The sequence below is a fragment of the Streptomyces sp. NPDC104761 genome (genome assembly GCF_055583445.1).
Genome location: NZ_JBVJNZ010000008.1, coordinates 116,833 through 140,451 on the forward strand (window position 1 = coordinate 116,833; position 23,619 = coordinate 140,451).

Sequence of the window (23,619 nt, forward strand, 5' to 3'; positions counted from 1 at the left end):
GTCGGTCGCCCTGGTCCGTGGCAGGCCCGTACGGCTGGTTCCGCCGGGGTTTTCCTGTGAAGTCCGCGGACGGGAATGGCCGCGCGGGATCTGTTTGTTAGCCTTGTCGTGACACCGGCCCGATCCAAGCCCCCGGGCCCAACCTTCGTCGCTACGAGCGACCACTTGCCGCGAGGCGAGCATGGCGGGTCGGTGTCATGAACGGAGGAAGAGGCCCACGTCCCTTGTGACGTGGGCCTCTTTTTTGCGCGAACAATACGTACGCAATCAGGCCCGGCTAACGCCTACCCGGCGGTAGGTGCGACGATCGGACGGCAAAACCAGCGACACGGTGACACAACGAAGGAAGTCGGCCATGGCAACGGCGCCCAGCGTCTCCTACTCGATGACCATCCGGCTGGAGGTGCCCGCGAGCGGAACCGCCGTCTCGCAGCTCACCACCGCCGTGGAGTCCTCCGGAGGCTCGGTGACCGGCCTCGACGTCACCGCGTCCGGCCACGAGAAGCTCCGTATCGACGTCACCATCGCGGCCAGCTCGACCGCGCACGCCGACCAGATCGTGCAGCAGCTGCGCGGCATCGAGGGCGTCACCCTCGGCAAGGTCTCGGACCGTACGTTCCTCATGCACCTCGGCGGCAAGATCGAGATGCAGTCCAAGCACCCCATCCGCAACCGTGACGACCTCTCCATGATCTACACCCCGGGCGTGGCCCGCGTGTGCATGGCGATCGCGGAGAACCCCGAGGACGCGCGCCGCCTCACCATCAAGCGCAACTCCGTTGCGGTCGTGACGGACGGCTCCGCGGTCCTGGGCCTGGGCAACATCGGCCCGAAGGCCGCCCTGCCGGTCATGGAGGGCAAGGCGGCCCTCTTCAAGCGGTTCGCCGGCATCGACGCCTGGCCGCTGTGCCTCGACACCCAGGACACCGACGCGATCGTCGAGATCGTCAAGGCGATCGCCCCCGGGTTCGCCGGCATCAACCTGGAGGACATCTCCGCCCCCCGCTGCTTCGAGATCGAGGCCCGCCTCCGCGAGGCCCTGGACATCCCCGTCTTCCACGACGACCAGCACGGCACCGCGATCGTCGTCCTCGCCGCCCTCACGAACGCACTTCGCTGCACCGGCAAGGCGATCGAGAACATCCGGGTCGTCATGTCCGGCGCCGGCGCGGCCGGTACGGCCATCCTCAAGCTGCTGCTCGCGGCCGGCGTGAAGAACGCCGTCGTCGCCGACATCCGCGGGGTCGTGCACTCCGCCCGCGAGGACCTGGTGGGCGCCACCGCCGACTCTCCGCTGCGCTGGATCGCCGACAACACCAACCCCGAGAACCTCACCGGCACCCTCAAGGAGGCCGTGCGCGGCGCCGACGTCTTCATCGGCGTCTCCGCCCCGAACGTCCTCGACGGCGACGACGTGGCCGCCATGGCCGACGGCGCGATCGTGTTCGCACTCGCGAACCCGGACCCCGAGGTCGACCCGGCGATCGCCCGTCAGACGGCCGCCGTGGTGGCCACCGGCCGCTCCGACTTCCCGAACCAGATCAACAACGTGCTGGTCTTCCCGGGTGTCTTCCGTGGCCTCCTGGACGCCCAGTCCCGTACGGTGAACACGGACATGATGCTCGCGGCCGCGAAGGCCCTCGCCGACGTGGTCACGGAGGACGAGCTGAACCCGAACTACATCATCCCGAGCGTCTTCAACGAGAAGGTCGCGGGGGCGGTGGCAGGCGCGGTACGGGAAGCGGCGAAGGGCGCGTGAGTGGCCTTTCGGGGGCGCCCCCGAAACAGAACCCAGGCAAACGTTTGTGAAACTTGCCACGCCATAGAACCGGCGCGTCGTGAAACCCCCCCTTCGGCCCACCCGTAGGGTATGGGCGGCACCCGGATTGGCGTTCCCGCCGCAGGTGGGGGCAGGATGCGTCCCGGCCCAACATGCGGCTTCGCCGCGTGGCACGCCTCAATGGCAAGAAGAACACGGGAGTAACAACATGAACCGCAGTGAGCTGGTGGCCGCGCTGGCCGACCGTGCCGAGGTGACTCGCAAGGACGCCGACGCCGTGCTGGCCGCGTTCGCCGATGTCGTCGGCGACATCGTCTCCAAGGGCGACGAGAAGGTCACCATCCCCGGCTTCCTGACCTTCGAGCGCACCCACCGTGCCGCTCGTACCGCGCGCAACCCGCAGACCGGCGAGCCGATCAACATCCCCGCCGGCTACAGCGTGAAGGTCTCCGCGGGCTCGAAGCTCAAGGAATCCGCCAAGGGCAAGTGAGCGAAGTCGCTTCGCTTGAGCGCCGTGGGTGACTGCCGGCCCGTCGTGGCTGGTCGCGCAGTTCCCCGCGCCCCTTCGGGGCGCGTCCGCCGACGCGGCTGAAAAATGACGATGGGGCGGCCCCTCCACCAGGGGCCGCCCCATCGTCGTACCGCTCTCGCAGGCGTCAGCCGAGTGCCTTGCCCGGCAGTTCCACCTTCGCGCCCAGCTCCACCAGCTTCTCCATGCTGTGCCTGCCCGGGGGATGACCCCCGGACCCCCAGCCGGGGGGTGGTGCCCCAGGCCGGAGTGGAGAGGCGGCGGTCAGCCGAGTGCCTTGCCCGGCAGTTCCACCTTCGCGCCCAGCTCCACCAGCTTCTCCATGAAGTTCTCGTAGCCGCGGTTGATGAGGTCGATGCCGTGGACGCGGGAGGTGCCCTGGGCCGCGAGGGCGGCGATCAGGTACGAGAAGCCGCCGCGGAGGTCGGGGATGACCAGGTCGGCGCCCTGCAGCTTGGTCGGGCCCGAGACGACCGCGGAGTGCAGGAAGTTGCGCTGGCCGAAGCGGCACGCCGAGCCGCCCAGGCACTCGCGGTAGAGCTGGATGTGAGCGCCCATCTGGTTCAGCGCGGAGGTGAAGCCGAGGCGGGACTCGTAGACCGTCTCGTGGACGATGGACAGGCCGGTGGCCTGGGTCAGGGCGACCACGAGCGGCTGCTGCCAGTCGGTCTGGAAGCCCGGGTGCACGTCCGTCTCCAGCGCGATGGACTTCAGCTGGCCGCCGGGGTGCCAGAAGCGGATGCCCTCGTCGTCGATCTCGAAGGCACCGCCCACCTTCCGGTAGGTGTTCAGGAACGTCATCATCGAGCGCTGCTGGGCGCCCCGGACGTAGATGTCGCCCTCGGTCGCCAGCGCCGCCGACGCCCAGGACGCCGCCTCCAGGCGGTCCGACAGGGCGCGGTGGGTGTAGCCGCCGAGCTGGTCCACACCGGTGATGCGGATCGTGCGGTCGGTGTCGATCGCGATGATCGCGCCCATCTTCTGCAGCACGCAGATGAGGTCCTCGATCTCCGGCTCCACGGCCGCGTTCGACAACTCCGTGACGCCCTCGGCGAGTACGGCCGTCAGCAGCACCTGCTCGGTCGCGCCGACGGACGGGTACGGCAGCTGGATCTTCGTGCCGCGCAGCCCCTTCGGCGCCTCCAGGTACTGGCCGTCCGCGCGCTTCTCGATGGTCGCGCCGAACTGCCGCAGCACGTCGAAGTGGAAGTCGATCGGCCGGCCACCGATGTCGCAGCCGCCGAGGCCCGGGATGAACGCGTGGCCGAGGCGGTGCAGCAGCGGGCCGCAGAACAGGATCGGGATCCGGCTGGACCCGGCGTGGGCATCGATGTCAGCGACGTTCGCGCTCTCCACGTACGTCGGATCGAGCACCAGCTCACCGGGCTCCTCACCCGGACGTACCGTCACCCCGTGCAGCTGCAGCAGGCCGCGTACGACCCGCACGTCACGGATGTCCGGAACGTTGCGCAGCCGACTGGGTGCACTGCCCAGCAGGGCGGCGACCATGGCCTTCGGCACGAGGTTCTTCGCACCGCGGACACGGATCTCGCCCTCCAGCGGGGTGCCGCCGTGGACAAGCAGGACATCGTCGTTGACGGTCATGAATCTCGCGTTCCATGGAGTTGGGCAGGGCCGGAAAGACAGAGTAATCGCCCATCGGCCCCCTCCCGTAAGCCCACGGACCACCCAGCTACGTCATAGCTGTGTCACAACACGAACGGTTCCTGACCGGACACATGGGGTCACTGCCCGTGACCGTGCGCCGGGGACGCTTCCTTCCGCCCTGAGCTGCATTCACCCGTGGACCGGGATTGGCTCCCCATGCGACGGGAAGATGCGGGATCATGTCAGGCATGACCGAGGTGTCCTCGCTCACAGGGCGGCTGCTCGTGGCCACGCCCGCCCTGGCGGACCCGAACTTCGACCGTGCGGTGGTGCTCCTTCTCGACCACGACGAGGAGGGCTCCCTCGGTGTCGTCCTCAACCGGCCCACCCCGGTGGACGTCGGCGACATCCTGGAGGGCTGGGCCTCGCTCGCGGGCGAGCCGGGGGTCGTCTTCCAGGGCGGCCCGGTCTCCCTGGACTCCGCGCTCGGCGTCGCGGTCATCCCCGGCGGGGCCAACGGCGACCGGGCCCCGCTCGGTTGGCGGCGGGTGCACGGCGCGATCGGCCTGGTCGACCTGGAGGCCCCGCCGGAGCTGCTCGCCTCGGCCCTCGGCTCCCTGCGGATCTTCGCCGGTTACGCCGGCTGGGGGCCAGGCCAGCTGGAGGACGAACTGGTCGAGGGCGCCTGGTACGTCGTCGAGTCCGAACCCGGCGACGTCTCCTCCCCGTCCCCGGAGACACTCTGGCGCGAGGTCCTGCGCCGCCAGCGCAACGAGCTCGCGATGGTGGCCACCTACCCGGACGACCCCTCGCTCAACTGATGGCTCACCCTTTCGGGTGCCGGTCGGAACGTTCGAGCGCGAAGCGTGCGGTGGTCGAGGCGAGGAACTGACGGGGCAGTGGGAGGGCCGCAGCCGGCGGTGCCCGTTGTGCAAGCCTGGGATCCATAGTTCTCGGCGGTTGATTACCCTTGGCCCTTATGAGCACTCTTGAGCCCGAGCGCGGGACTGGTACGGGGACCCTCGTAGAGCCGACGCCGCAGGTGTCCCACGGCGACGGCGACCACGAGCGCTTCGCCCACTACGTCCAGAAGGACAAGATCATGGCGAGCGCCCTCGACGGCACCCCCGTCGTGGCGTTGTGCGGCAAGGTGTGGGTGCCCGGCCGCGACCCGAAGAAGTATCCCGTGTGCCCCATGTGCAAGGAGATCTACGAATCCATGGGCAGCGGCGGCGACGGCGAGGGCAAGGACAAGTAACCCCCAGCTCTGACAGCTCGGCTCTCTGAGGCCCCGAGGCACTTTGGTGTGCTTCGGGGCCTTTGCCGTGCTCGTGCGTTGCGCGGGGTGCGTCCCAGGACCGCAGAATGGTCGAGACCTCTTGTCGGCCCGCTCGTCCTGTCCGTACTCTCCGGTGTTGTGCGGAGCGAAACTGTCGTTGCACATAATGCAACGCTTGAGCCCCTGCACTCCCCGTCGGCTGCTGCGCCGGCAGGGGAGGAGCTGTGACCGTCGTGAATCCTGTGTGCGGGTTCGCCCGGCGGCCGGGGCGGCCGGCCGTCGAGGGGGCGGCGCCGGCGATCGCCGTAGATCGCGTCGGACCGGCCCCTGCCGTGGACCCTCTCGCCCTCTCCGGACTCCTTCCGGCGGGTCTTCGGGCGGCAGGAATTCGGCCGCTGCTTCGTCGGCAGTCCGGTCGTCGAGGGCGGCATGTTCGTCGTCTCGGCGTTGATCGCCTTTCTCGCGGCGATTGTCCTGACCCCATTCCGGTTCCGCTTCCGGACCACCCTGTTGATCATGTTTCTGGTGGCCCGGACGGTGCCCGTGGAGGCCCTCGCCATCCCCCTCTTCTTCCAGATGCGGGACGTCGGTCCGCTGCACTGCGGGGGTTCGTGAAAGGGGTTCGGATTTTCCATGATCTCGGCCTGGAACGACTTCCCGTTCACCAAGTCCTTCCTCATCGGCGACACCTCGCAGTCCACGCTGCCGAGGGCGCTTCCGGTGTTCTTCGTACTCGTGCAGCGACGCCCGGTCTGCGCACCGGGCGGAGCGGTTAGGGACTGACATGACTTCAGAGACGGATCTGATTCCGGCGCCGCGCAGTGTCGAGGGGCCGATGCGATGCGGTGTCCTGATCGACGAGGACACCACGCTGTGGGCCGCTCCCGGCACCGAGGGAACGGAGCGCTGGCTGCGCGCCACGGTCGGCGCGGCCGCCGGGGTGCCGCTGCGACCCGGCCCCGAGGACGCCCGCAACGCCGTACGACTGCACCTGGACGATTCCCTGGAGCCCGAGGCCTACCGGCTGAGCGTGATCGCCGACTGGGGGGTGGAGATCCGCGGTGGCGGTCCCGCGGGTGTTTTCTGGGGTGCCCAGACCCTGCGTCAGCTGCTCGGCCCCGAGGCCTTCCGCCGGGCTCCCGTACGCCCCGGGATCCGGTACGGCATCCCGCACCAGGTGATCGAGGACTCCCCCCGATTCCCCTGGCGCGGCCTCATGCTCGACGTGGCCCGGCACTTCACGCCCAAGGAAGGCGTGCTGCGCTACCTCGATCTCATGGCGGCGCACAAACTCAACGTCTTCCACTTCCACCTGACGGACGACCAGGGCTGGCGCCTGCGGATCGAGCGGTACCCCCGGCTCACCGAGATCGGCTCCTGGCGCAGCCGGACGAAATTCGGTCATCGGGCGTCACCCCTGTGGGAGGAGAAGCCGCACGGCGGCTACTACACCCAGGACGACATCCGGGAGATCGTCGCCTACGCGGCCGAGCGGCATATCACGGTCGTCCCCGAAATCGACGTACCGGGACACTCGCAGGCCGCCGTCGCCGCGTATCCGGAACTCGGCAACACCGACGTCATCGACACCACCGCCCTCTCCGTCTGGGACTCCTGGGGGATCTCTCCGAACGTACTCGCCCCCACTGACAACACCCTGCGCTTCTACGAGGGGGTGTTCGAGGAAGTGCTGGAGCTGTTCCCTTCGGAGTTCATTCACGTCGGCGGCGACGAATGCCCGAAGGAGCAGTGGCGTGCCTCGCCCGCCGCACAGGCCCGCATCAAGGAACTCGGGCTCGCCGACGAGGACGCGCTGCAGTCGTGGTTCATCGGGCACTTCGCGAAGTGGCTTTCCGCGCGCGGGCGCCGCCTCATCGGCTGGGACGAGATCCTGGAGGGCGGGATCGCCGAGGGCGCGGCCGTCTCGTCGTGGCGCGGCTACGGCGGCGGGATCGCGGCCGCGCGGGCCGGCCACGACGTCGTCATGTGCCCCGAGCAGTACGTGTACCTGGACCACCGGCAGGCCGGCGGCGCGGACGAGCCGGTGCCGATCGGATACGTCCGCACCCTGGAGGACGTGTACCGGTTCGAGCCCGTTCCGGCGGAGCTGGACGAATCCCAGGCGCGGCGGATTCTCGGCACCCAGGCCAACGTCTGGACCGAGGTGATGGAGGACCACGCGCGCGTGGACTACCAGGCCTTCCCCCGGCTCGCCGCCTTCGCCGAGGTCGCCTGGAGCGCCCTCCCGGCCCCCGGGGAAAGGGACTTCGCCGACTTCGAGCGACGCATGGCCGCGCACTACCGGCGGCTCGACGCCCTGGGGGTCGCCTACCGCCCGCCGGCCGGCCCCCTGCCGTGGCAGCGGCGCCCCGGTGTCCCCGGCCGCCCGATCGACGGGCCGCCCCCGGCCCGCTGAGCGCTCCCCTGGAGGGGCCGCGGGGGTGCCGTCTCCCGTCTGCGGCGCCGTCGTGGCCGGTCGCGCAGTTCCGCCCCCAGCCGTCGGCCGGGGGCACCCCCAGCGCCCCGTGCGGGGCGCTCTCGTCCCGAACGCGTAATGGAAAAAGACCTCAAGGGTCACCGAAGAGTGTCAATCGGTGCGCACCGGCGATGGCGGAAGAAAACGGACCAAGGCGCCGATGAGGTGGGCGAATGCCTCCTAGCGGACCCGTGCGTTCGAGGCTTGCGAAGATGTGCCAGAGTTGCCACGTCCGCCCTGTGAGCACGTACCGTACGGCCACACAGGTGGGACCAGGTGGGGCAGCGGGAAGGGGCAGCCGGTTTTGACCACGCACGCACCGCAGGCGGGGCAGTCCGTCACGCTGCCCACGACGCTGAACGAGGCCGTGGCGGCCCTCACCGACATGCCCGCCGCCGTCCCCGTCGCGGGCGGCACCGACCTGATGGCCGCCGTCAACTCCGGACAGCTCAGGCCCGCCGCCCTGGTCGGCCTCGGCCGGATCAGCGAGATCCGCGGCTGGCAGTACCAGGACGGCAACGCCCTGCTCGGCGCCGGGCTCACGCACGCGCGCATGGGCCGCCCCGACTTCGCGGCCCTGATCCCGGCGCTCGCCGCCGCCGCGCGGGCCGCCGGTCCGCCGCACATCCGCAACGCGGGCACCCTGGGCGGCAACATCGCCACGGCCGCGCCCACCGGCGACGCGCTGCCGGTGCTCGCCGCCCTGGAGGCGACGCTGATCATCGCGGGGCCGGGCGGATCCCGCCGGGAGATCCCGGTGTCGCACCTGCTGGCCGGCGTGGAGATGCTCCGCGCGGGCGAGCTGATCGGCTTCGTGCGGGTGCCGCTGCTGCACGCCCCGCAGGTCTTCCTGAAGGCGACAGGCCGCACCGGACCGGGCCGCTCGGTGGCCTCCGTGGCGCTCGTCCTCGACCCCGCGCGGCGCGGGGTCAGATGCGCCGTCGGCGCCATAGCGCCGATGCCGCTCAGGCCCCTGGACGCCGAACAGTGGGTGGCCCGGCTGATCGACTGGGACAATGACCGCGCGCTCGTCCCGGAGGCGCTGACCGCCTTCGGCGAGTACGTCGCGGCCGCCTGCATCCCGGACCCGGCCCCCGGGCCCGACGGCACGGTGCCGGCGCTTCCGCCCGCCGTACTGCACCTGCGGCGCACCGTCGCCGCGCTGGCCCGACGAGCACTGGGGAGGGCGCTGTCATGACCGACGACCAGCACGGAGAGGGCGCGCCCGCGAGCGGTGGCGGCGGCCGCTGGGACCCGCTGCCCCAGGGTGACTACGACGACGGCGCGACCGCGTTCGTGAAGCTTCCCGAGGGCGGCATCGAGGCCCTGCTGTCCGCCGACAGCCCGCTGGCCGCGCCCGGACACGGCTATGTGCCGCCGCAGATAGCGGCCGCCCCCGGCACCGACACCTGGGGCGCCCCGGCCGACGGCGCCCGGTGGCCCGACCCGAACGCGGTCCCGCAGGAGCAGCCCGTCGGCGACCGGTTCACGTACAACCCGGCCTCGACGCAGCAGTGGACGTACGAGGAGCCGCCGCCCGCGCCCGGCCACGACGTGACCGGCCAGTGGTCGATCCCGGTCGCGAGCGGCGATTCTCCGGACGAATCGGGCGAGTTCACCGCATCCGCACTCATGGAGCAGTGGGGCGGCACGCCGCCGACGACTCTGCCGGGTGGCGCCTCCGCGCCCTGGGTGACGGAGAGCCCGGCCTGGGAACACCCCGCGGAGGCCCCTGGATCGCCTGCTGGGCCCCCCGCGGGCCACGGCGACACGCCGGCCCCTCGGCTCGCCTCCCAGGCCGTCGGTGCGCCGTCTGTGGCCGACGCGCCGGACAGGGGCGAAGGGGGCGAACGGGGCGAAGCGGGGGAGATCGGCGAGCCGTACACGGTCGGCCGGCCGTCCGACACCGGCGAACTGCGCGCCGCCGGTGCGGCACCCGGCGCCGGCGAACCGGCCGCGTTCGGTGGCCCGGCCGACGCCGCCGAGGCCGACGCGCCCCACGCCGCGCCCGGCTCCCACTCCGCCCACGACCCGCAGGCCGCCGACGGCGAGTCCGCCCCGCAGGGGCCACCCGCGCCCGACGAGGCGAGCGGTGCGGCGGCGACCCAGCACGCCGACGGTGAGGCCGAGGCGGTCGACGACCACCCCCTCGCCTCCTACGTCCTGCGCGTCAACGGCGCCGACCGCCCCGTCACCGACGCCTGGATCGGCGAGTCCCTCCTGTACGTGCTGCGCGAACGCCTCGGCCTCGCCGGCGCCAAGGACGGCTGCTCGCAAGGCGAGTGCGGCGCCTGCAACGTCCAGGTCGACGGCCGCCTGGTCGCCTCCTGCCTGGTCCCCGCGGTGACCGCGGCCGGCAGCGAGGTCCGCACGGTCGAGGGCCTGGCCCAGGACGGCCGCCCCTCGGACGTGCAACGCGCCCTGGCCCGCTGCGGAGCCGTCCAGTGCGGGTTCTGCGTCCCCGGCATGGCGATGACCGTCCACGACCTGCTGGAGGGCAACCCGGCCCCCACCGAGTTGGAGGCCCGCCAGGCCCTGTGCGGCAACCTCTGCCGCTGCTCCGGCTACCGGGGCGTCCTGGACGCCGTCGACGAGGTCGTCGCCGAACGCGAGGCACATGCCGCCGCCGACGCTGAGACGGACGGCGACGAGGCCCGTATTCCGCATCAGGCGGGACCTGGCGCCGGCGGCGTCAACGCCTCGGCGTTCGAGTCCCCGCGCACCTTCGGGGCCGGAATCCAGATCCCGCACGAGCAGGCGCACGACCAGTCGTACGGTGGCAACCAGACCTTCGGTGGCAACCAGACCTTCGGCGGCGACCAGTCGTTCGGCGGGAACCAGTCGTTCGGCGGCGACCATTCGTTCGGCGGGAACCAGACCTTCGGCGGTAACCAGACCTTCGGCGGCAACCAGTCGTTCGACGAGCAGAGCCAGAACCAGAGCTACGACGACCAGCCCTACGGCCCGGACGGAGGCCAGGCGTGACGAACGAGACCGTCGCCACGACCACCGCCGCGGAGACCCCCGTCCCCGCCGCCGAGCCGCTGCCGCACGGCCTCGGCGTGTCGCTGCCGGCCGCCGACGCCGGCGCGAAGACCGAGGGCACCTTCCCGTACGCGGCCGACCTGTGGGCCGAAGGCCTGCTGTGGGCGGCCGTGCTGCGCTCCCCGCACCCGCACGCGCGCATCGTGTCGATCGACACCAGCCACGCGCGCGAGATGCCCGGCGTACGGGCCGTCGTCACCCACGAGGACGTGCCCGGCACCCCGCGCCACGGCCGGGGCACCCCGGACCGCCCGGTCTTCGCCTCCGAGGTCGTACGGCACCACGGCGAGCCCATCGCGGCCGTCGCCGCCGACCACCCGGACACCGCCCGCATGGCCGCCGCCGCCGTCATCGTCGAGTACGAGGTGCTCGACCCGGTCATCGACCCCGAGCAGGCGTTCGAGGCCGAGCCGCTGCACCCCGACGGCAACCTGATCCGGCACATCCCGCTCCAGCACGGCGACCCGGACGCGACCGGCGAGATCGTGGTCGAGGGCCAGTACCGCATCGGCCGCGCCGACCCCGCCCCCATCGGTGCCGAGGCCGGACTCGCCGTGCCCCGTCCCGACGGCGGCGTCGAGCTCTACCTGGCCTCCACCGACCCGCACACCGACCGCAACACCGCGGCCGCCTGCTACGGCCTGTCGCTCGAACAGGTGAAGATCGTCGTCACCGGCGTGCCGGGCGCCACCGCGGACCGCGAGGACCAGGGCTTCCAGCTGCCGCTCGGCCTGCTCGCCCTGAAGACCGGCTGCCCGGTCAAGCTCACGGCGACCCGCGAGGAGTCGTTCCTCGGCCACGCGCACCGCCACCCCACCCTGCTCCGGTACCGGCACCACGCCGACGCCGAGGGCAAGCTGGTCAAGGTCGAGGCGCAGATCCTGCTCGACGCGGGCGCCTACGCCGACACCTCCGCCGAGTCCCTGGCGGCCGCCGTCTCCTTCGCCTGCGGCCCGTACGTCGTCCCCAACGCCTTCATCGAGGGCTGGGCCGTCCGCACCAACAACCCGCCCTCCGGCCACGTCCGCGGCGAGGGTGCCATGCAGGTCTGCGCCGCCTACGAGGCGCAGATGGACAAGCTGGCGAAGAAGCTCGGCCTCGACCCGGCCGAGATCCGCCTGCGCAACGCGCTCGCCACCGGCGACCTCCTACCCATCGGCCAGACCGTGACCTGCCCCGCCCCGGTCGCCGAACTCCTCCAGGCGGTACGGGACTTCCCGCTCCCGCAGCTCCCCAAGGACACCCCCGAGGACGAGTGGCTGCTGCCCGGCGGCCCCGAGGGCGCGGGCGAACCGGGCGCCGTGCGCCGCGGCGTCGGCTACGGCCTCGGCATGGTGCACATGCTCGGCGCGGAGGGCGCCGACGAGGTCTCGACGGCCACGGTCAAGGTCCACGACGGCATCGCGACCGTGCTCTGCGCGGCCGTGGAGACCGGCCAGGGCTTCACCACGCTGGCCCGCCAGATCGTCCAGGAGACCCTCGGCGTCGACGAGGTCCACGTGGCCCCCGTCGACACCGACCAGCCGCCGGCCGGCCCCGGCTGCCGCGGCCGCCACACCTGGGTCTCCGGCGGCGCCGTGGAACGCGCGGCGAAGATGGTCCGCACCCAGCTTCTCCAGCCCCTTGCCCACAAGTTCGGCATGTCGACCGAGCTGCTCCAGATCACCGACGGCAAGATCACGTCGTACGACGGAGTCCTGTCGACCACCGTCACCGAGGCGCTGGACGGCAAGGAGCTGTGGGCCACCGCGCAGTGCCGCCCGCACCCCACGGAGCCGCTGAACGGCGACGGCCAGGGCGACGCCTTCGTCGGCCTCGCCTTCTGCGCGATCCGCGCGGTCGTCGACGTCGACATCGAACTCGGCTCGGTGCGGGTCGTGGAGCTGGCCGTCGCCCAGGACGTCGGCCGCATCCTCAACCCGGCCCAGCTCAACGCCCGGATCGAGGCCGGCGTCACGCAGGGCGTCGGCATCGCGCTGACGGAGAACCTGCGCACCCCGCGCGGCCTGATCCGCCACCCCGACCTCACCGGCTACGCCCTGCCGACCGCCCTCGACGCACCCGACATCCGGATCGTCAAGCTCGTCGAGGAACGCGACGTGGTCGCCCCCTTCGGCGCCAAGTCGGTCAGCGCGGTACCCGTGGTGACCTCCCCGGCCGCCATCGCCTCCGCCGTCCGCGCCGCGACCGGCCGCCCCGTCAACCGCCTCCCGATCCGCCCACAGGCAGCGGTGGTCACGGGGCAGTGACCCTTCCGGGGCCGCGGTGGTCACGGGGCAGTGACCCTTCCGGGGCCGCGGTGGTCACGGGGCAGTGACCCTTCCGGGGCCGCGGCGATCGCCACGGCGGAACGGGAGGCCGGGCGGTCCGGGACCGGGTACGGTGCCGCGTGGTCGCTCGCGGACCGGACGCGGAACTCCCGCTGGGAACCGGGCCGTTGGGACTGTGGCTGGACATGCCGGAGCTCGCCGTGGCACAGACGGTGGAGGCGATTGTCACCGGGGCGGAACGGTCGAGGGGCGTCCGGCGTCTCTTCTGGGGGCGTTGTCAGTGCCGCGGCGTAGTGTTCTGGCAGTGGGGACGGCCGTTCCGGAGGGGAAGCCCGGACGGCCCGTCATGCCCTGCTGACTTCCGGCTTCCAGGCACGGCGCACCACTCGAACGACTTGCACGTCTTGAACTCTCTGATCGCGGGGGCAGCGATGAGCACGATCAGCACGACCGGCAGCGGTGCGACGGCGATCACGCTGACCGAGGCCGAACTGGACCGGTACATCACGCACGAACCCACCCGCAGCTGGCTCACCGGCCCCGGACTGCCCGAGAGCGGCGGCCTGCTGACGTTCGAGCCGCTGCGCACGGTCGGCCTGCGCACCCTGGCGGACGCCACGGACGGCCCGGCCCGGCTCGCGGAGGAGCTCCGGGACCGCCTGGTGATCGGGGAGCTGCTGGCCCCGGCCGGCCTGGACACCGAGTCGATCCTCCTCGACGGCGGCACCGGCGAGATCAGCACGGCCTACCTCATCGACCCCACCGACCCCCGGCCGCTCGCCCCCTCGCTGGAGACCCTGCTGCGCTTCGCCGCGGTCACCGAGGAGCTGACGGGCCTGCGCGGCCGCTTCGCCTCCCTCGCCGGGACACACGGCACCAAGGCGGCGACCGAGGCCTCCCGCAGGCTCCTGGAGCTGTTCGAGGAGGGCACGGCCGGCCGCGTCCCGCCGTACTGGAAGGCGACGGCCCTGATCCGCCCGCTCAGCCTGATCGCCGGTCCCGGCACGGACTCCGGGCTCGCCGTCGACCTGCCGGCCCGGCTCCTGGACCAGGAGTTCGGGCAGGGCCGGGTGGCCCGCTTCGAGGAGGTCGACTTCCCGCCCACGCTCACCCACGAGCCGACCCGCCGCTTCCTGCGCGAGACCGGCCTTCCGGAGGACGCGGTCGTCTTCCACCTCGACCCGGACGCGCCGCTCCCCACCCTCTGGGAGTACTTCGCGGACATCCACACCGGCGACTTCCCCCTGGACGACCTCCCGGCCCACGCCGACCGGCTCATACGCCTCGGCTACCTGGTCGAGGACAACAGCCTCGTCGTGGACGGCTCCACCGGAGCGATCCTCAACTTCTCCGAGCCCGAGGCGACCCTCTACCCCCTCAACACGGACATCTCCACGCTCGCCTACACCCTCTGGCTCCTGCACCACGAGCGCACCATCGACGAGCACCTGAACCACGAACTCACCACCGAGGCCTACGACCAGCTCGCCGCGACCATGCTCCACACCCTCGCGACCATCGACCCCACCCCGGCCACGACGGACGCTGACTGGCACTACTGGACGGAACTGTTCCAGGACGAGGCCGGCGGGGTGCTGTAGCGGGACGGCCCGGGGTCAGGTCACCAGCCCCTGCCGGTAGGCGTAGACGACGGCCTGGACGCGGTCGCGCAGATCCAGCTTGGTCAGGATGCGGGACACGAAGGTCTTGACGGTCTCCGGGCTGATCACCAGCGCCGCGGCGATCTCGCTGTTGGAGAGGCCGTCCGCGATCAGCCGCAGCACCTCCAGCTCGCGCGGGGTCAGCGGGACGCCGTGCGGGGTGCCGCCGTCGGCCGGGCGGATCCGGGCGGCGTAGCGGCCCACCAGCTGCCGGGTCACCTCGGGGTCCAGCAGGGCCGCGCCCGTGGCCACGGTCCGGATGCCGTGCAGCAGCCGGTCCGGCGGCGCGTCCTTGAGCAGGAAGCCGCTGGCGCCGGCGCGCAGGGCCTCGTACACGTACTCGTCCAGGTTGAACGTCGTCACCACGAGCACCTTCACCGGATGCGGCACCCCGGCGCCGGCGAGCAGCCGGGTGGCCTCGATGCCGTCGAGGACCGGCATCCGGACGTCCATCACCACGACGTCCGGGCGCAGCCGGGCGGCGAGGTCGACCGCGGCCTGCCCGTCCCCGCACTCGCCCGCCACCTCCAGGTCGGGCTGGGCGTCGATGATCGTCGCAAGCCCGGTGCGGATCAGCACCTGGTCGTCGCAGACCAGGACCCGGATCGGCGCCTCGCCGACGGCGGCGGTCACACCGCTCCCGCCGCTCCTGCCGCTCCCGCCGGTTCCGCCCGTCATGCCGGGCTCCCCGCGGGTATCCGGGCCCGGACGACGAAACGGCCGTCGTCCGCGGGTCCGGCGCTGAACTCGCCGCCCAGTACGGCCACGCGTTCCCGCAGACCGGCCAGGCCCCGCCCGCTCCCGCCGGGGGACGCCGTGGCCGAGCCCGGCCCGTCCGTGCCGACCTCCACGGTGATCTCCTTCCCGCCGTGCCGCACCCGCACCGAAGTGCGGCTGCCATGGGCGTACTTGAGGGCGTTCGTCAGGGCCTCCTGCACCACCCGGTAGGCCACCAGGTCGGCGCTGCCCGCCGACGGGGACGGCGTGCCCTCCTCGGTGAACTCCACCGGCTGCCCGGCCCGGCGGGTCTGCTCCACGAGCGTGAGCAGCCGGCCGGCGGGCGGTGTCCTGCCGCCACCGGTGGCCGTGCCGTGATCGGGATCGAGCAGGTCGAGCAGATGACGCAGGTCGGAGATGGCCCGCCGCCCGGTGTCGGTGACGGCGGTCAGCGTCCGGTCCAGCCGGTCCGGCGCGCCGGTCAGGTAACGGGCCGCCTCCGCCTGCACCACCATCGCCGTCACATGGTGGGTCACCACGTCGTGCAACTCCCGGGCGATCCGGGCGCGTTCGGCGGTGCGGGTGTCCTCGGCGACGCGCCGCCGCCGCTCGGCCTCCGCGGCCCGGGTGGAGCGCAGCCACGCCCCGACGCCCCAGGCGAGGACCAGCGCCAGGTAGAACGTCACGAACCCGCTCACCGTCTCGCCCCCCGACCCCAGCCGGTACAGCGCCACCGCCAACGGCACGTAGGCCGCGGAGAGCACCAGCGCGCCGGCCCGCCGGTGCCGTTCCAGGTGGGCGCCCGCGCTGATCAGGGCGAGCGGCAGCGCGGTGCCCGCGACCGAGTGGTAGCCGCGCAGCTGGTCGACGGCGAAACCGGCGGACACCAGCGCCACCGAGAGGGCCGGCCACCGGCGGCGCCCGGCGAGCGGCAGGCACTCCAGGCCGAGCACCGCGATCGTCAGCGCGTCGAAGGGGCGGGTCGGCAGGTCTCCGACCTGGGTCCCCTTGCCGTGCAGCGCCGGCAGGAACGACCCGGCCAGGAGCAGCAGTCCGAGCGGCAGATCCCGTACCGTGACGTCGAGTTGGTGCCACCACCCGGGCGCCCGCCGAGGACCGGTCACCGGGGCAGTGTAGCGACGGCGCCGCCCGGGACGTCCCGGCGCCGACGCGGCACCACATACCCCCGCCGCGCGGCCGGCCACAGGAACGCGACCGTCACCAGCACCCCGAGCAGCACCGAGTACAGACTCGCCTCCGGCCCGAACCGCCCGCCGGTGACCAGCTCCGAGCCCGAGGTGGCCGCGTCCAGCAGCCCCTTCTGCGCTCCGCCGCTGCCGGAGACCTCGGTACCGAAGATGCCGGACTCGGCGAAGTTCCAGCCGAAGTGCAGGCCGATCGGCAGCCAGAGGGTACGGGTGGCGACGTACGCGGCGCCGAGCATGCCGCCGGCCTCGATCGCGATGGCCACGGCGCCCCACACCGTCGCGTCCTTGTTGAGCAGGTGCATCATCCCGAACAGCGCCCCCGTCGACACCAGCGCGATCCAGGTCCCGGCGCGCTCCTCGACGATCCTGAACAGCACGCCCCGGAACAGCAGTTCCTCGGTCACCGCGGCCGCGGCCATGTACCCGGCCACCCCCACCGCACCCGTGATCGAGCCCACGCCGTGCACCGTGTAGTCCCCGAGGAAGGCGATGTTCCCGATGACACACGCGAACGTCACCACACCTATGACGGCCCCCCGCACGAACGCCGCCCGGGCCCCCTCCCGCCCCACCTCGACACTCGGCCGGTGCTCGGTCCGCCGTACCACCCACCCGTAGACGAGCACCGCGACCACGGCGGTGAGCAGGCCGAGGACCAGGGTCAGGAACCAGTTCCCCTGCACCGCGGCGACGCCCTGCCCCCCGGCGAAGGCGACCGCCGCGACCGCCAGGAGCTGCCAAACCAGCCTCATGATGACTCCCCCTCACAGGATCCGCGGCCGGGCGCCGCGACTGGCCCGAACGCTACGGACCGGCCGCCCCGCGATCGTCACCGCTGAGTGGACACCTGCCGGTAGCTCGCGCGGGGGACAACCGAACGCCCGCCACCGCCCGGGGCGGCGCGCTCCTGCTCACTCACCGTCATCGCCGGACATGCGCGGCCGCACGCCGCCACCTAACGTCGCAGGTGAGGACCAGCGAGGGAGCGGACATGAGCCGGACCAAGCGCAGCAGGACCCGCAGCACGGCCCGCAAGCCGGGGCCGAGGATCTCGTCCCGCAGGGTGACGTCACCGACGGCGCCCACTCCGACAGCCCCCGGACGCGGTTCGCCGCAGCCCGCACCGCCCCGTGACCACGCCGTCCCGCACGGTCCACCGCGCCGCCCCACCCGCATGCGGATAGCCGGGACCAACCCGTGGTCGGTCACGGTGATGAGCTTCTTCTTCCTGACCGGTCTGGGGGTGTGCGTCCTCGGCGCCGCCCTCGTCACGTCGGTACTGCTCTCCCTCGCGGCCCCCGGCGAGTGGCCAACCCCGTGGGAGACGCTGATCGTCGCGACCGGCGTCGTGGCGCTGGAGATCCTCCTCGGCACCGTTCTGGCCTGCCTGTGCGGCTTCATGTACAACTACACCGCCCGCTTCAGCGGCGGCGTCGAAGTGGCCCTGACCGGCGACCTCACCGACCCGCCCCCCGCCGCCCAGGCCCTCCGGCTCCTGACGCGGCTGCACACACGCTCCCGCCCGACCGAAGCCGACCCCGGCCCCCGGCAGCCGTGGCCCCCCGCACAACCGGAAGGGCGGCACCCCCGCTGAGGTGCCGCCCTGTCGATCTGCCAGGTCAGGCAGTAAGAGGCCGTGACTGGAATCGAACCAGCGTAACCCGCTTTGCAGGCGAGTCCCTAAGCCACTCGGGCACACGGCCGTGTGCGTGAGTCGAAGGTACGAGGGTGTGCGGGACGGGCTCAAGGGGATCCGTGGGGCTGCAACGGGACTGCCATACGGCGTTCATGAACCGGGGGTGTACGACCAAGGTCGGAGGCGGGGTGGGGCTTGCGACAGGGGTCAGGGCGTGGATTGGGCCTTACCGTGGTGAGCATGACCGCCCTTGAGCCGAGCGACGCCGTTGTCGCGGACGAGACCCCCGACAGAGCCGACGCGCAGGGAGTGCTGGGGCGGTCCTACCGGGCGTTGAGCGTCGGCATCGTCTCCGTCGTGCTGCTCATCGCCTTCGAGGCGACCGCTGTGGGTACGGCGATGCCGGTCGCGGCCCGGGAGCTGGACGGGGTGTCGCTGTACGCGTTCGCCTTCTCCGGGTACTTCACGACCAGCCTGTTCGGGATGGTGCTGGCCGGGCAGTGGTCGGACCGGAAGGGGCCGCTCGGGGCGCTGACGGCGGGGATCGGGGGCTTCGCCGCCGGGCTGGTGGTGGCCGGGACCGCGCAGAGCATGTGGGTGTTCATCACGGGGCGGGCCGTGCAGGGCTTCGGCGGCGGGCTGGTCATCGTCGCCCTGTACGTCGTGGTGGGGCGGGCCTACCCGGAGCGGCTGCGGCCCGCGATCATGGCCGCGTTCGCCGCGGGCTGGGTGGTGCCGTCCATCGTCGGGCCGCTGGCCGCGGGCGCGGTGACCGAGCAGCTCGGGTGGCGGTGGGTGTTCCTGGGCATCCCGGTGCTCGTGGTCTTCCCGGTAGCGCTGGCCCTGCCGCAGATACGGCGCCGGGCGGGCGGGCCGGTGGCGGAGGAAGGGGCGCGCGGGGCGTTCGACCGGCGGCGGATCCGGCTCGCCTTCGGTATCTCGCTCGGTGCGGGGCTGCTGCAGTACGCGGCGCAGGATCTGCGGTGGATGTCGGTGGTACCGGGGCTGCTCGGTGGTGCGCTGCTGGTGCCCGCCGTGCTCGCGCTGCTGCCCCGCGGCACGTACCGCGCGGTGCGGGGCCTGCCCTCCGTCGTCCTGCTGCGCGGGGTCGCGGCAGGCGCCTTCGTCTCCGCCGAGTCCTTCGTGCCGTTGATGCTCGTCACCCAGCGGGGCCTGTCGCCCACCCTCGCCGGGTTCTCGCTGGCGGCCGGCGGGGTGACCTGGGCGGCGGGCTCGTGGGTGCAGGCGCGGCCGCGGACGGAGCCGTACCGGGAGCGGCTGATGACGCTCGGGATGGTGCTGGTGGCGGCGGCGGTCGCCACGGCGCCCGCGGTGCTCGTGTCCGGCGTGCCGGTGTGGACCGTGGCCGTCGCCTGGGCCTTCGGCTGCTTCGGGATGGGCCTGGTGATCGCCTCGGCCAGCGTGCTCATGCTCCGGCTGTCCGCCCCGGCCGAGGCCGGCGCCAACTCCGCCGCCCTGCAGATCTCCGACGCCCTCTCCAACGTCGTCCTGCTCGCCGTGGCCGGCGCGGCCTTCGCCGCCCTCGGCGGCGGCAGCATGACCGGGGCGGCGGGCTCCGGTTCCCGTCCGGCGGCCTTCGCCGCGGTGTTCCTGCCGATGGCGGCGGTGGCCCTCGCCGGGGCCTGGGTGACGACCCGGCTTCGTGATCTGTGACGTGAGTCCCACCCGAGGGGAAGGCGGCCTTGTCCGCGCGTTGACAGCCGCGGGGCGCCGGTAGGGTGGCCCGGTTGTCATACGTAGCAGCCGCCCGACCCCCTTACTACGGAGACCGTGACTACCACCGCCGCTTCCTCCGCTGCCTCCTCCTCCCACCACCTTTCGCCGGCCTTCCCGGGCCGGGCGCCCTGGGGTACCGCCAGCAAGCTGCGTGCCTGGCAGCAGGCGGCCATGGAGAAGTACGTCCAGGAGCAGCCGCGCGACTTCCTGGCCGTGGCCACGCCCGGCGCCGGGAAGACGACGTTCGCGCTGACGCTCGCCTCGTGGCTGCTGCACCACCACGTCGTGCAGCAGGTCACCGTCGTCGCCCCCACCGAGCACCTGAAGAAACAGTGGGCGGAGGCCGCGGCCCGGATAGGGATCAAGCTCGACCCCGAGTACAGCGCCGGACCGCTCAGCCGTGAGTACGACGGGGTCGCGGTGACGTACGCCGGTGTCGGCGTGCGGCCGATGCTGCACCGCAACCGCTCCGAGCAGCGCAAGACGCTCGTCATCCTCGACGAGATCCACCACGCCGGTGACTCCAAGTCCTGGGGCGAGGCCTGCCTGGAGGCGTTCGAGCCGGCCACCCGGCGACTGGCCCTGACGGGTACGCCGTTCCGGTCGGACACCAACCCCATCCCGTTCGTGACGTACGAGGAGGGGCAGGACGGGATCCGGCGGTCCGCCGCCGACTACACCTACGGGTACGGCAACGCGCTCGCCGACCACGTCGTGCGGCCCGTCATCTTCCTCTCCTACAGCGGCAACATGCGCTGGCGGACGAAGGCCGGTGACGAGATCGCCGCCCGGCTCGGCGAGCCGATGACCAAGGACGCGGTCAGCCAGGCCTGGCGTACGGCGCTCGATCCGCGCGGCGAGTGGATGCCGGCCGTGCTGCGCGCCGCCGACCAGCGGCTGACGGAGGTGCGCAAGGGGATCCCGGACGCCGGGGCCCTCGTGATCGCCTCCGACCAGGACTCGGCCCGCGCCTACGCGAAGTTGATCCGTGAGATCACGGGGACGAAGGCGACCGTGGTCCTCTCCGACGACACCGGCGCGTCCAAGCGGATCGACGACTTCAGCGCGAGTGACGACCGGTGGATGGTCGCGGTGCGGATGGTGTCCGAGGGCGTCGACGTGCCCCGTCTGGCGGTGGGCGTCTACGCGACGACCATCTCCACTCCGCTCTTCTTCGCCCAGGCCGTCGGCCGTTTCGTGCGGTCCCGGCGGCGCGGCGAGACCGCGTCCGTGTTCCTGCCGACCGTCCCCGACCTCCTCACCTTCGCCAACGAGATGGAGGTCGAGCGCGACCACGCCCTCGACAAGCCGAAGAAGGACGGCGAGGAGGACCCGTACGCCGAGTCCGAGAAGGAGATGGAGGAGGCGAACAAGGAGCAGGACGAGGACACCGGCGAACAGGAGCAGTTCGCCTTCGAGGCGCTGGAGTCCGAGGCCGTCTTCGACCGGGTGCTGTACGACGGGGCCGAGTTCGGCATGCAGGCCCACCCGGGGAGCGAGGAGGAGCAGGACTACCTCGGCATCCCCGGGCTCCTCGAACCCGACCAGGTGCAGCTGCTGTTGCAGAAGCGGCAGGCCCGGCAGATCGCGCACAGCCGCAAGAAGCCGGACACCGAGGCCGACCTGCTGGAACTGCCCGCGGAACGACGGCCCGTGGTCTCCCACAAGGAGATGATGGAGCTGCGCAAGCAGCTGAACACGATGGTCAGCGCGTACGTCCACCAGAGCGGCAAGCCGCACGGGGTGATCCATACGGAGCTGCGGCGCGTCTGCGGGGGGCCGCCGAGTGCGGAGGCGACGGCGGGGCAGCTGCGGCAGCGCATCGCCAAGGTGCAGGAGTGGGCCACGCGGATGCGGTAGTCGGCCGGCCGTGAGTGGACGCATACCGACACAAAGCGCAGTAGTCCGTACCGCTGCGTGACCGGATTCTGGACGGAGACTTCCGCTCAGCGAACCCGCACCGCTACTGTCCCGCTACGCACACGCCCCGTGGCAGCGCCGCCGCGGAGCGCAGCCGTGAAGCGACTGGGCCCGGAGCCGCCGGGCCGCCATGCCGACCGGCGGCCTCTGAAGCGCGTCGCTGACGGGACTCGGCGACGCATCCGCCGCGTCGGAGGTTGCCGACCTCACCACTTAAGGAGTGGGCGTCGTGACCGCGGAGACCTCTCAGACGCTCGACCGGGGCCTCAGGGTCCTCAAACTGCTGGCCGACACGGACCACGGGCTGACCGTCACCGAGCTTTCCAACAAACTGGGCGTGAACCGGACCGTGGTGTACCGGTTGCTCGCCACGCTTGAGCAGCATGCGCTGGTACGGCGCGACCTGGGCGGGCGAGCCCGGGTCGGCCTTGGGGTGCTGCGTCTTGGCCGGCAGGTGCATCCGCTGGTACGGGAGGCCGCCCTGCCGGCGCTGCGGTCGCTCGCCGAGGACATCGGGGCGACGGCGCACCTGACCCTGGTCGACGGGACCGAGGCGCTGGCCGTCGCGGTCGTCGAGCCGACCTGGACCGACTACCACGTGGCCTACCGGGCCGGGTTCCGGCACCCGCTGGACCGCGGCGCCGCCGGCAAGGCGATCCTTGCGGCCCGGCACTCGGCCCGGGACGACCCCGGATACACGCTGACCCACGGCGAACTGGAAGCCGGGGCGAGCGGGGCCGCGGCCCCGCTGATCGGGGTCACCGGCGTCGAGGGCAGCGTGGGGGTCGTGATGCTGGCCGACGCCGTGCCGGAACGGGTCGGCGCACGGGTCATGGACGCGGCCCGGGAGGTCGCCGAGGCCTTGCGCTGAGGGACGGCGGCCGCGCGGACGGCGGCCTGGGCGGTGCGGTGTGTGGGGTCGGGGCGGTGGCCTGAACAGGTCGCCACGTTAGATTGACTCCGTGCTCTCACGTCTCACGCGTCTCCAGGCCGTCGCCGTCTGTGCGGTTCCCGTCGTGGCTCTGATCGGTACGGCCGTCTTCGCGCCGTTGCCGTTCTCGGTGGCCCAGCCCGGGATGACGGCGAACGTGCTCGGCGCCAACAAGGGCACCCCGGTGATCACCGTCTCCGGGGCGCCCACCCGCACCACCAGCGGGCAGCTGCGGATGACGACGATCGAGGCGACCGGGCCGGACGCCCGGGTCTCGCTCGGCGACGTGCTCGGCAACTGGTTCCGGACGGACCGGGCCGTGATGCCGCGCGACTCGGTCTACCCGAGCGGCAACAACGTCCAGGAGATCGAACAGCACAACACCGAGCAGATGCAGCAGTCGCAGGACGCGGCGACCCAGGCCGCACTGAAGTACCTCGACCTGAGCGCGAGCAAGGTCAAGGTGACCCTGAAGCTGGCCGATGTGGGCGGCCCGAGCGCGGGGTTGCTGTTCTCCCTCGGGATCGTCGACAAGCTGGACGGCAACGGCAGCGGGGGCGACCTCACCGGGGGGAAGAACATCGCCGGCACCGGGACCATCGGTGCGGACGGCGCGGTCGGGGCCGTGGGCGGGGTCGCGCTGAAGACGCAGGCCGCGCGGCGGGACGGGGCGACGGTGTTCCTCGTGCCCAGGGACGAGTGCGCCGATGCGAAGGCGGAGTTGCCGAAGGGGTTGCGGCTGGTGCCGGTGACGACGCTGAAGGGGGCCGTGTCCGATCTGGTGGCGTTGCAGAAGGGGGAGAAGGTCCCCGCCTGCTGAGC

18 protein-coding genes, 1 tRNA gene and 1 pseudogene are annotated in these 23,619 nt (G+C 72.3%); 15 read left to right on the top strand and 5 right to left on the bottom strand.

The features are described from left to right. Positions 1 to 355 precede the first annotated feature (355 nt). Together ACZ63F_RS22435 and ACZ63F_RS22440 are read left to right on the top strand one after the other, a co-directional pair. Entirely contained in the window at positions 356 to 1,759 is a 1,404-nt protein-coding gene (locus tag ACZ63F_RS22435) for an NAD-dependent malic enzyme (protein ID WP_469713211.1), read from the top strand. A 229-nt stretch (positions 1,760 to 1,988) separates the two neighbouring features. Next, positions 1,989 to 2,270, top strand: a complete 282-nt coding sequence (locus ACZ63F_RS22440) for an HU family DNA-binding protein (protein ID WP_089106629.1) — start codon at positions 1,989 to 1,991, stop codon at positions 2,268 to 2,270. Between the two features lie 303 nt (positions 2,271 to 2,573). Here the strand turns inward: ACZ63F_RS22440 and murA are convergent, their stop codons facing one another. Then, on the bottom strand, positions 2,574 to 3,914 hold the full coding sequence (murA, locus tag ACZ63F_RS22445; RefSeq protein WP_469713213.1) for a UDP-N-acetylglucosamine 1-carboxyvinyltransferase: 1,341 nt from the start codon (positions 3,912 to 3,914) through the stop codon (positions 2,574 to 2,576). 251 nt (positions 3,915 to 4,165) lie between these two features. Between murA and ACZ63F_RS22450 the strand changes: the two genes are divergently transcribed. The 8 genes and pseudogenes from ACZ63F_RS22450 (at position 4,166) to ACZ63F_RS22485 (ending at position 14,588) form a co-directional block, all read left to right on the top strand. After that, complete coding sequence (locus ACZ63F_RS22450) at positions 4,166 to 4,738, top strand: YqgE/AlgH family protein (protein WP_352366882.1); 573 nt, start codon at positions 4,166 to 4,168, stop codon at positions 4,736 to 4,738. A gap of 158 nt (positions 4,739 to 4,896) precedes the next feature. After that, positions 4,897 to 5,175: a DUF3039 domain-containing protein gene (locus ACZ63F_RS22455; RefSeq protein ID WP_093502368.1), complete on the top strand. Its 279-nt coding sequence runs from the start codon at positions 4,897 to 4,899 to the stop codon at positions 5,173 to 5,175. A gap of 330 nt (positions 5,176 to 5,505) precedes the next feature. Next, positions 5,506 to 5,979: pseudogene (locus ACZ63F_RS22460) on the top strand (carbohydrate ABC transporter permease); the annotation flags it as partial. A gap of 1 nt (position 5,980) precedes the next feature. Then, positions 5,981 to 7,612, top strand: coding sequence for a beta-N-acetylhexosaminidase (locus tag ACZ63F_RS22465; RefSeq protein WP_469713215.1), 1,632 nt, complete (start codon positions 5,981 to 5,983; stop codon positions 7,610 to 7,612). A 364-nt stretch (positions 7,613 to 7,976) separates the two neighbouring features. Then, positions 7,977 to 8,870 (top strand): FAD binding domain-containing protein, encoded by an 894-nt coding sequence (locus ACZ63F_RS22470; protein WP_352366884.1) that lies wholly within the window; start codon positions 7,977 to 7,979, stop codon positions 8,868 to 8,870. Continuing rightward, positions 8,867 to 10,657, top strand: a complete 1,791-nt coding sequence (locus ACZ63F_RS22475; RefSeq protein WP_469713217.1) for a (2Fe-2S)-binding protein — start codon at positions 8,867 to 8,869, stop codon at positions 10,655 to 10,657. The genes ACZ63F_RS22470 and ACZ63F_RS22475 overlap by 4 nt, the downstream gene beginning before the upstream one ends. After that, the gene (locus ACZ63F_RS22480; RefSeq protein WP_352366886.1) at positions 10,654 to 12,966 is read left to right on the top strand and encodes a xanthine dehydrogenase family protein molybdopterin-binding subunit; all 2,313 of its coding nucleotides are present in this window, start codon (positions 10,654 to 10,656) and stop codon (positions 12,964 to 12,966) included. Before ACZ63F_RS22475 ends, ACZ63F_RS22480 begins: the two co-directional genes overlap by 4 nt. A gap of 452 nt (positions 12,967 to 13,418) precedes the next feature. After that, positions 13,419 to 14,588, top strand: a complete 1,170-nt coding sequence (locus ACZ63F_RS22485) for an SUKH-4 family immunity protein (protein ID WP_469713219.1) — start codon at positions 13,419 to 13,421, stop codon at positions 14,586 to 14,588. Between the two features lie 15 nt (positions 14,589 to 14,603). Here ACZ63F_RS22485 and ACZ63F_RS22490 read toward each other — a convergent pair whose 3' ends face one another. The 3 genes from ACZ63F_RS22490 to ACZ63F_RS22500 are packed head-to-tail and all read right to left on the bottom strand — an operon-like array spanning position 14,604 to position 17,325. After that, entirely contained in the window at positions 14,604 to 15,326 is a 723-nt protein-coding gene (locus ACZ63F_RS22490; protein ID WP_469713220.1) for a response regulator, read from the bottom strand. After that, complete coding sequence (locus ACZ63F_RS22495; protein WP_469713221.1) at positions 15,323 to 16,489, bottom strand: sensor histidine kinase; 1,167 nt, start codon at positions 16,487 to 16,489, stop codon at positions 15,323 to 15,325. The genes ACZ63F_RS22490 and ACZ63F_RS22495 overlap by 4 nt, the downstream gene beginning before the upstream one ends. Beyond that, positions 16,486 to 17,325, bottom strand: a complete 840-nt coding sequence (locus ACZ63F_RS22500) for a lysostaphin resistance A-like protein (protein WP_469713222.1) — start codon at positions 17,323 to 17,325, stop codon at positions 16,486 to 16,488. The genes ACZ63F_RS22495 and ACZ63F_RS22500 overlap by 4 nt, the downstream gene beginning before the upstream one ends. Positions 17,326 to 17,564: 239 nt before the next feature. On the opposite strand from ACZ63F_RS22500, the gene ACZ63F_RS22505 reads away from it, so the two are divergent. Then, positions 17,565 to 18,167 carry a DUF3566 domain-containing protein gene (locus ACZ63F_RS22505; protein ID WP_469713224.1) on the top strand — a complete coding sequence of 201 codons (603 nt, stop codon included), beginning with the start codon at positions 17,565 to 17,567 and terminating at the stop codon, positions 18,165 to 18,167. Positions 18,168 to 18,204: 37 nt separating this feature from the next. Here the strand turns inward: ACZ63F_RS22505 and ACZ63F_RS22510 are convergent. Then, a tRNA-Cys gene (locus ACZ63F_RS22510) sits at positions 18,205 to 18,276 on the bottom strand. Positions 18,277 to 18,449: 173 nt separating this feature from the next. Here ACZ63F_RS22510 and ACZ63F_RS22515 point away from each other — a divergent pair. The 4 genes from ACZ63F_RS22515 (at position 18,450) to ACZ63F_RS22530 (ending at position 23,617) form a co-directional block, all read left to right on the top strand. Then, positions 18,450 to 19,883 carry an MFS transporter gene (locus tag ACZ63F_RS22515; protein WP_469713225.1) on the top strand — a complete coding sequence of 478 codons (1,434 nt, stop codon included), beginning with the start codon at positions 18,450 to 18,452 and terminating at the stop codon, positions 19,881 to 19,883. Positions 19,884 to 20,000: 117 nt separating this feature from the next. Then, a complete protein-coding gene (locus tag ACZ63F_RS22520; protein ID WP_469713226.1) occupies positions 20,001 to 21,806 on the top strand; it encodes a DEAD/DEAH box helicase in 1,806 nt (601 codons plus the stop codon). A gap of 289 nt (positions 21,807 to 22,095) precedes the next feature. Further along, the gene (locus ACZ63F_RS22525; protein WP_351958203.1) at positions 22,096 to 22,737 is read left to right on the top strand and encodes an IclR family transcriptional regulator; all 642 of its coding nucleotides are present in this window, start codon (positions 22,096 to 22,098) and stop codon (positions 22,735 to 22,737) included. Between the two features lie 91 nt (positions 22,738 to 22,828). Further along, entirely contained in the window at positions 22,829 to 23,617 is a 789-nt protein-coding gene (locus tag ACZ63F_RS22530; protein WP_469713227.1) for a S16 family serine protease, read from the top strand. Positions 23,618 to 23,619 lie beyond the last annotated feature (2 nt).